The 7,660-nt window shown below is 61.1% G+C and carries 7 protein-coding genes; 4 read left to right on the forward strand and 3 right to left on the reverse strand.

Going from position 1 to position 7,660, the window contains the following annotated elements; genetic code table 11:
• Nucleotides 1–8: 8 nt before the first annotated feature.
• Both ligB and RRF64_RS18450 read right to left on the reverse strand, forming a co-directional pair.
• Nucleotides 9–1,754 (reverse strand): NAD-dependent DNA ligase LigB, encoded by a 1,746-nt coding sequence (gene ligB, locus RRF64_RS18445; protein ID WP_323847393.1) that lies wholly within the window; start codon nucleotides 1,752–1,754, stop codon nucleotides 9–11.
• A gap of 35 nt (nucleotides 1,755–1,789) precedes the next feature.
• Nucleotides 1,790–2,260 carry a DUF4124 domain-containing protein gene (locus RRF64_RS18450; protein WP_323847394.1) on the reverse strand — a complete coding sequence of 157 codons (471 nt, stop codon included), beginning with the start codon at nucleotides 2,258–2,260 and terminating at the stop codon, nucleotides 1,790–1,792.
• A gap of 463 nt (nucleotides 2,261–2,723) precedes the next feature.
• Between RRF64_RS18450 and RRF64_RS18455 the strand changes: the two genes are divergently transcribed.
• The 4 genes from RRF64_RS18455 (at nucleotide 2,724) to pssA (ending at nucleotide 7,120) form a co-directional block, all read left to right on the forward strand.
• Nucleotides 2,724–4,460: an acetolactate synthase 3 large subunit gene (locus RRF64_RS18455; protein WP_323847395.1), complete on the forward strand. Its 1,737-nt coding sequence runs from the start codon at nucleotides 2,724–2,726 to the stop codon at nucleotides 4,458–4,460.
• A 12-nt stretch (nucleotides 4,461–4,472) separates the two neighbouring features.
• Nucleotides 4,473–4,964, forward strand: a complete 492-nt coding sequence (gene ilvN, locus RRF64_RS18460) for an acetolactate synthase small subunit (RefSeq protein ID WP_323847396.1) — start codon at nucleotides 4,473–4,475, stop codon at nucleotides 4,962–4,964.
• A gap of 25 nt (nucleotides 4,965–4,989) precedes the next feature.
• Nucleotides 4,990–6,015 carry a ketol-acid reductoisomerase gene (gene ilvC / locus RRF64_RS18465; RefSeq protein ID WP_323847397.1) on the forward strand — a complete coding sequence of 342 codons (1,026 nt, stop codon included), beginning with the start codon at nucleotides 4,990–4,992 and terminating at the stop codon, nucleotides 6,013–6,015.
• Between the two features lie 196 nt (nucleotides 6,016–6,211).
• A complete protein-coding gene (pssA, locus tag RRF64_RS18470) occupies nucleotides 6,212–7,120 on the forward strand; it encodes a CDP-diacylglycerol--serine O-phosphatidyltransferase (RefSeq protein ID WP_323847398.1) in 909 nt (302 codons plus the stop codon).
• 231 nt (nucleotides 7,121–7,351) lie between these two features.
• Here the strand turns inward: pssA and RRF64_RS18475 are convergent.
• Nucleotides 7,352–7,660: hypothetical protein (locus RRF64_RS18475; protein ID WP_323847399.1), on the reverse strand; the 309-nt coding region annotated here is incomplete at its 5' end.

A 7,660-nucleotide genomic window follows, 5' to 3' on the forward strand; every position in this document is an offset into this window, starting at 1 on the left:
TGCGATTCTCAAAAGAATCCGGGGATTTGCAGCGTTTGGAGCTGCCGACGCAGGGTCAACACTTCCGCGTGTCGCATAAAATGGACGATCGACTCCGCGCGCTTGGGGCCTATGTCCGGCAGTTGTTGCCAATCGTCCGCGCTGCGTTGCGCGAGGCTGGCGAAGTTCTCGCCTCGCCAGAAATCTTCCGCAAAGACAGTCGCCGAGGGCATGCCGAGGGCGATCATCCAATCGCGGAAACTGCGCATTTGGGCCTGCTCAAAGTTCTTTTCGAATTGCGCGGCGCGTTCGTCGCCGATGCCGGGAATGGTGGTCAGCGTCTGATGGGAGAGTTTCGTCCAGGCCAGCAGATCCGGCAGCGCACCCGCCTCCAGCAGCGAGCGCCACTGGCCCTGGCCCATGCCGCGAAATCCCAGTTTTTCGCCGAGCCATTGGGTGCGCGCCAGAAACTGCTGCTCGCATCGGGCGGTTGGCCGCCAGCAGCTCAGCGTACTGTAGTCCCCCGGGTCCGGTATCTCCAGCGCGGCGCGCTGGGTCGCCGGTAGCACTACCTCCAGGATCTTCGGAATCGTCCGCCCGGCCAGTGCGATACGCAACTGGTCGCCGGGGCGGATATCCCATTTCTGCCACTGGGAGAAAGAGCCACTGCTGATGCGTCGGATCTGGCGGTCGTCCAGAAGTGTTGGCCGGATCTCGATGACTGGCACAATCTTGCCGGTGCGTCCGATCGGAAAATGCACGTCTACGACTTCCGCCAGCGCCTCCTCGCCCGGGTGCTTCCAGGCCGCGGCCCAGCGCGGCGGCTCGGCGCGCCAGTGTTCGGCCTGTGGCCGCGCGCCGAGCCGCAAGACTATGCCGTCGGTGGCGAACGGCAGCGGCTCCCGATACCAGCGGCCGCGCCACTGACGGACCTGCTCCAGCGTTGTCACCAGATGAGTGAAAGCCGTGCTGTCGTAGCCCAGCGCCTTCAGCGCTTGCAGGCGCTCCGGCATGGCCGCGGGCCCCTGCGGCCAGTCCCAGACGAAAATTGCCAGCCGCTGCGCTTGCTCCCGTGACAGTGCTTGCGAGGCCATAGCGCCGCTTGCCAGTCCGCGCGCATTGTTGCTGCCGTTCCTTTGGCGGTGGTCTTCAAAGCGCCAGTAGACTTCGCCCTGCAATACCAGTTGGGCGCGGCTGTCGGGAATTTCCGGCAGTATCGCTGTTATCGCCCGCGCGTGGTGCGTCCAGTCCTGGCCGCGCTCGCCGTCGCCGCGACTGATCATTCGCGCCAATTTGCCCTGCTGGTAAATCAGCGTTACCGCCACGCCGTCGACCTTGGGCTGAATCCAGACTTCGCGCTGCGCGCCCAGCCAGTCGGCGACCGCTGCGGCATTGGCCAGCTTGTGCAGCCCCGTGTGGGGAACCGGGTGCGCCAGTGTTCGTCCGACCACTTTGTGCGGCGCAGTTGCCGCTTGCGCGAATAGCGGGAAGCAGCGGTTCCAGCGCGCCAGCTTCGCCCGCGCCTGGTCGTAGACCGCGTCCTCGACCAGGGACTGATGCTTGAAATAGTAAGCCTCGTCCCACTGTGCGATTTTCTGCCGCAGCTGGCCGATCTCGGCCCGTGCGCGCTGATCGCTCCAGGGCGGGCAGTCCGGGGTCTGTGCCGCTGCCTGTGCGGCGGCAATACACAGCAACAGCGGAAAAAGCGCTGCGGGAAGTGGGAAACTGGAAAAAAACTTGGCGGGGAAGTGGGGGGCGGGAAAATCCGTTTTCATCGCGTTGCGCCCTCCTTGGCGCTCGCCTGCCGGCTTTAGCAGTTGTCCTGGATCGTCTGCCGCGCGAGGGCGATGCGCTGTTGACGCTCCTCCTCCGGCAGCACCCGCATTTTGCCGTCGGGGCCGACTTCGCGCACCCGTGAGTGCGTGGTCAATTCCTGCAGGTTGGTCTGGGCCATGCGGCAGCGCTGGGCGCGGACTGCCTGCTCTGCCTTGGTCAGGGCCTCTTCCTGCGCTGGCTCCTGATGCGCCTCGGGCTGGGACGCCACGGATTTCTCGGTGGAGGTGGGGGCATCTGCGGCCTGCTCTGCATTCAGCGCCTGCTGCTCCGCCTGCCATTGCTTGTAGCGTTCGGATTTCGGTTTCTTCACCACCTCGACCTCTTTCTTCTGTGGTGGCTGCGAGCCGAAGTGCACCACGCCGTTCTCGTCCACCCATTTGAAGATGCCGTCAGCCTGGGCCGCGAAGGCAAGGCTCGAAATCAGAATCGCGAGAGCGATACGCATTGGGGATGCCCCTCTAATCATTTTTGTCTTAGCCAGCCGGCATTGTACCGGTCTGCGCGCGCTTTCCTGCAACCGTTTTAACACTTTCGCCAATCACCGCGGCAATCTCTATTGACAGCAATGGTCCAGTTTGCAGAATCAATAGTTCGCTCGGCGAGTAGCTGTCACCGCACACCCGCGGATCCAGATCTACCCCGGTGGGCCATCCGCCCGCCCCTTCCTGTCGAGAGGGTCCTCCTCATCCCCGGAGGCCTGCACCCGTAGCTGCCATCTGGCGGCGCGGGATTGGCGTATTGTCGCAGTCGATGAAGTTATCCTAAAAATCGGTGTGAAAATACGTCACAGGCTGATATTTGTCACAATTTTCCTTTACAATCGCCGTTTGACATCCTCGTCAGCTGGCGGTTCTTCCGTTTTCGAGTGATGGATATCCTACCCAAACAGGAAATTTGAGGGGGCTTCAGTGGAATTACTCTCCGGCGGCGATATGTTGGTTCGCGCGCTGCAGGATGAAGGGGTGGATCTGATATTCGGATACCCCGGCGGTTCGGCGTTGCATATCTACGACGCCATCTTTCGGCAGAAGAAAATCAAGCACGTGCTGGTGCGCCACGAGCAGGGTGCCACCCATGCAGCGGATGGCTATGCCCGCTCTACCGGTAAGGTGGGTGTGGTGCTGGTGACTTCCGGCCCGGGCGCCACCAATGCGATCACCGGAATCGCCACCGCCTATATGGATTCGATTCCGATGGTGGTGATTTCCGGCCAGGTGCCGAGTGACAAGATTGGCGAGGACGCCTTCCAGGAAACGGACATGGTTGGCTGTTCGCGGCCGATCGTGAAGCACAGCTTTCTGGTCAAGAATGCCGAAGAGATCCCCGAGGTGGTGAAGAAGGCCTTCTATATAGCCAGCACCGGCCGGCCCGGCCCGGTGGTCATCGACGTGCCCAAGGATGTCACCAGTCCCGCGGACCGCTTCCCGTACCGTTTCCCGGAGAAGTTGCGCATGCGCTCCTATACCCCGGCGGGCAAGGGGCACACTGGCCAGATCCGCAAGGCGATGGCGCTGCTGCTGTCCGCCAGGCGCCCGGTCATCTATGCCGGCGGCGGCGTGGTGCAGGGGGGCGGTGCCGAGCTGCTGACCGAGCTGGCGCGACGCCTGAACTTCCCGGTGACCAATACCCTGATGGGGCTCGGTGCCTATCCGGGCAGCGACAAGCGCTTTCTCGGCATGCTGGGCATGCACGGCACTTTCGAGGCCAATACGGCCATGCACCACGCGGATGTGATTCTCGCCATCGGCGCGCGTTTCGACGACCGCGTCACCAATACGCCGGGCAAGTTCTGTCCCGGGGCGAAGATCATTCACGTCGACGTGGATCCGGCCTCCATCTCCAAGACGATCGTCGCCGACATTCCGATCGTCGGCACAGTGCAGTCGGTGCTGGGCGACATGCTGGAAATTCTCAAGTCCTCGGAAGAGCTGCCGGATCAGTCGGCGATCGTCGACTGGTGGCGGCAGATAGACGACTGGCGCGAGCGCCACGGCATCTACACGGCGCCGCGCTACCGCACGGACGGCGCCCTGATCATGCCGCAGGAGGTGATCCGCGCGGTTTACGACATCACTGAGGGCGACGCTTTCGTTACCTCCGATGTGGGCCAGCACCAGATGTTTGCGGCCCAGTACTACCTGTTCGACAAGCCGCGCCGCTGGATCAATTCCGGCGGCCTGGGAACCATGGGCTTCGGCCTGCCGGCGGCACTGGGGGTGAAGATTGCTCACCCGGACAAGGAAGTCGTCTGCGTCACCGGCGAAGGTAGCATCCAGATGTGTATCCAGGAGCTGTCCACGGCGACCCAGTATCACCTGCCGGTAAAAATCCTCTGTTTGAACAACCAGGCACTCGGCATGGTGAAGCAGTGGCAGGAGATGCAGTACGAGGGGCGCCTGTCCAACAGCGTTTACGAGGAGTCCCTGCCGGATTTCGTCAAGCTGGCGGAGGCCTACGGCCACCTCGGTATGATGATCGAGCGTCGCGAAGAGCTGCACGACAAACTGCACGAGGCCTTTGCGATCAGGGACCGCACGGTATTTATCGACGTCTATGTCGATCCGTCCGAGCATGTGTATCCGATGCAGGTGATGCCGAACGGCTCCATGCGGGATATGTGGTTGAGCAAGACGGAGCGGACCTAGGGAAGTAAGACGATGCGCAGAATAATTTCAGTTCTGATGGAAAACGAACCCGGGGCGCTCTCCCGTGTGGTGGGGCTCTTCTCTCAGCGCGGTTACAACATCGAGAGCCTGACGGTGGCGCCGACCGAAGATTCCACACTGTCGCGCCTGACGCTGGTCACTATCGGCGACGATCACAAGATCGAGCAGATCACCAAGAACCTGAACAAGCTGATCGACGTGGTCAAACTGGTCGATCTGACCGAAGGCTCACATATCGAGCGCGAACTGCTGTTGGTCAAGGTGCGCGCCAGCGGTGCGCAGCGCGACGAGATCAAACGCAGCGTGGATATTTTTCGCGGCCAGATAGTGGACGTCACCAGCAATATGTACACGGTGCAGGTGGCGGGTACCGGCGAAAAACTGGATGCTTTTTTGCAGGCGCTCGGCGAGCACACGATTATGGAAGTGGTGCGCTCCGGGGTGTCGGGCATTGCCCGCGGTGAAAAAGTTTTGAGTATTTGAATGGGTAAGAAATAGGAAGTGAACGATGCAAGTTTATTACGATAAAGACTGTGACCTCTCGTTGATTCAGCAGAAGACTGTGGCCATCGTCGGCTACGGTTCCCAGGGGCACGCCCACGCCAACAACCTGAAGGATTCCGGCGTGGCCAATGTCGTCGTCGGCCTGCGCAAGGGCTCCAGTTCCTGGGCCAAGGCGGAGAAGGCCGGCCTGCGTGTGGCAGAAGTCGCCGATGCGGTGAAAGACGCCGACGTCGTAATGATCCTGGCCCCCGATGAGTACCAGGCGGCCATTTACCGCGAGCAGGTGGTGCCCAATCTGCAGCCCGGTGCCGCGCTGGCCTTCGCGCATGGCTTCAACGTGCACTTCGAACTGATCGAGCCGCCCAAAGACGTGGATGTCATCATGATCGCCCCCAAGGGCCCGGGCCATACGGTGCGCTCTACCTATCTGGAGGGCGGCGGCGTACCGACCCTGATCGCCATTTACCAGGACGCCTCCGGCAAGGCCAAGGAGCTGGCACTGTCTTACGCGTCGGCCAATGGCGGCGGTCGCTCCGGCATTATCGAAACCAATTTCCGCGAGGAAACCGAGACCGACCTGTTCGGTGAGCAGGCGGTACTCTGTGGTGGCGTTTCCGCATTGGTGACGGCGGGCTTCGAAACATTGGTGGAGGCCGGCTATGCGCCGGAAATGGCCTACTTCGAGTGCCTGCATGAACTCAAGCTGATCGTCGACCTGATGTATCAGGGCGGTATTGCCGACATGCGCTATTCTATCTCCAACACCGCCGAGTACGGCGACTATGTCACCGGCCCGCGCATCGTCACCGAAGAGACCAAGGCGGAAATGAAGCGGGTGTTGAAAGACATCCAGACCGGCAGGTTCGCCAAGGACTTTATGCTGGAATCCCTCGCAGGCCAGCCGCGCCTGAAAGCGGAGCGCCGCATCGGTGCCGAGCACCAGATCGAGCAGGTGGGCGCCAAGTTGCGCGCGATGATGCCCTGGATCAAGGCCAACAAGATTATCGACAAAACCGAAGGCAACCGCTGATCGGTCGGCGATAATCGAAAGCGGCGGGGGAGACCTCGCCGCTTTTTTTTGCCCGCATATTGTGCCGCAGGCCGTGATGGTCGCGCAGAGATCAGGCGTGGACGTGGCCGGCGGCGCAATATCCGGGCTATTCCTGTGCGCAGGGTCACCAATAGCGTTACACTCGCCGGCTGCACGAAGCACCAACGGAGAAACTATGAGCGACAACGGGGACGAAAAGAAATCCGCAACAGCAGGTGAGGCGAAGGCTTCCGCCGAGGAAATCCGCCTGCCGGTCGACGAGCATATAGAGGAGGAGGTTTCCGCCAGCGGCAAAAAAGTGCGCGCCCGCGGCGTCTACCTGCTACCGAACCTGATTACTACCGGGGCATTGTTCAGCGGTTTCTACGCAATCATCGCCGGCATGAACGGCAACTTTGAGGCTGCCGCCATCGCCATTTTCGTCGCGATGATCCTGGATGGGTTGGATGGGCGCGTGGCGCGCCTCACCGATACGCAGAGCGCCTTTGGCGTGCAGTACGACTCCTTGTCAGACATGGTGTCTTTCGGCCTGGCGCCGGCGCTGGTGGTGTTCAACTGGGCATTCGGGCATCTCGGCAAGTTCGGCTGGGCGGCGGCTTTTCTGTATGCGGCCTGTGCCGCGCTGCGCCTTGCCCGCTTCAATACCCAGGTTGGTACCGTCGACAAGGGCGTGTTTATCGGTCTTGCGAGTCCCACCGCCGCCGCCATTGTCGCCAGCATGGTGTGGGCGGGCCACGATATCGATGTGGGCGCGCCCCTGGCAGTGGTAGCTGCGCTGGTGACCATGGGCGCCGGCTTGCTGATGGTGTCGAACTTCCGCTACACGAGCTTCAAGAAGCTCGACTTTAAGGGCCGGGTCCCCTTCGTGATGATGCTGGCCGTCATTCTGATCTTTAGCCTCGTGACCATTGACCCGCCCCGGGTTCTGCTCACGTTGGCAGTGATCTATACGGCCTCAGGTCCGGTCATGTGGTTCTGGCGACGCTTCCGCTTCCAGCGGGACAGGGCTTCGAAGCTGGCCAGGACGGGCGGCGCCGAGGGAAAGGCGGAAGAGGCGGAAGAGGTGAAAGAAGAGCAGAAATGAGCTCCTTCCGGTTTGGTAATCGCCGGGCGTGACACTAATATTAAATAGCGGGAGCGTGAGCTTGGGGTACGCGACCGGCAGGAGGCGATTGAGTGCCTCATTGATTCCTCGGAGGAAGGAAATCTGCCACAGGCCCAAAAAAGGGCTTGCAGAGCGCCGCAGCAGCCCGTATAGTTCGCGCCCTCGTCGTTGAGCAAGTGACGAGAAAGCAGCTCCAAGTAATTGATTTTCTTAAGAAAATTTCTTCAAAAAAGAGCTTGCCAAGGTCGAAGCGGTCGCTATAATGCGCACCACTTCGAGGGTCACCGGAAGCGGTGATCCGGAGGGTCCGGAAGGCTTTCTAGCCGCACAGGAAGCCTCGAAAAAGTCTGCAAAAAGCACTTGCTTCAGCAGAGTGGATGTGTAGAATACGCGTCCCGCAGTTAGGGCCGAGCGCCCAGCTGAGTTGTTTAAAAATTCGATCAAGCAATATGTGTGGGTGCTTACGGGGCGATGAATCGATACATCCAGTTCGGCCTGAATTGGCTGAGGCTGGAAAAT

This window comes from Microbulbifer magnicolonia (genome assembly GCF_035117725.1).
GTDB lineage: Bacteria > Pseudomonadota > Gammaproteobacteria > Pseudomonadales > Cellvibrionaceae > Microbulbifer > Microbulbifer magnicolonia.

What these genes read in the sequence shown, in the direction of transcription:
- ligB (WP_323847393.1), bottom strand. Translation starts at nt 1,754, where the DNA reads ATGAAAACGGATTTTCCCGCCCCCCACTTCCCCGCCAAGTTTTTTTCC.
- RRF64_RS18450 (WP_323847394.1), bottom strand. Translation starts at nt 2,260, where the DNA reads ATGCGTATCGCTCTCGCGATTCTGATTTCGAGCCTTGCCTTCGCGGCC.
- ilvN (WP_323847396.1), top strand. Translation starts at nt 4,473, where the DNA reads ATGCGCAGAATAATTTCAGTTCTGATGGAAAACGAACCCGGGGCGCTC.
- ilvC (WP_323847397.1), top strand. Translation starts at nt 4,990, where the DNA reads ATGCAAGTTTATTACGATAAAGACTGTGACCTCTCGTTGATTCAGCAG.
- pssA (WP_323847398.1), top strand. Translation starts at nt 6,212, where the DNA reads ATGAGCGACAACGGGGACGAAAAGAAATCCGCAACAGCAGGTGAGGCG.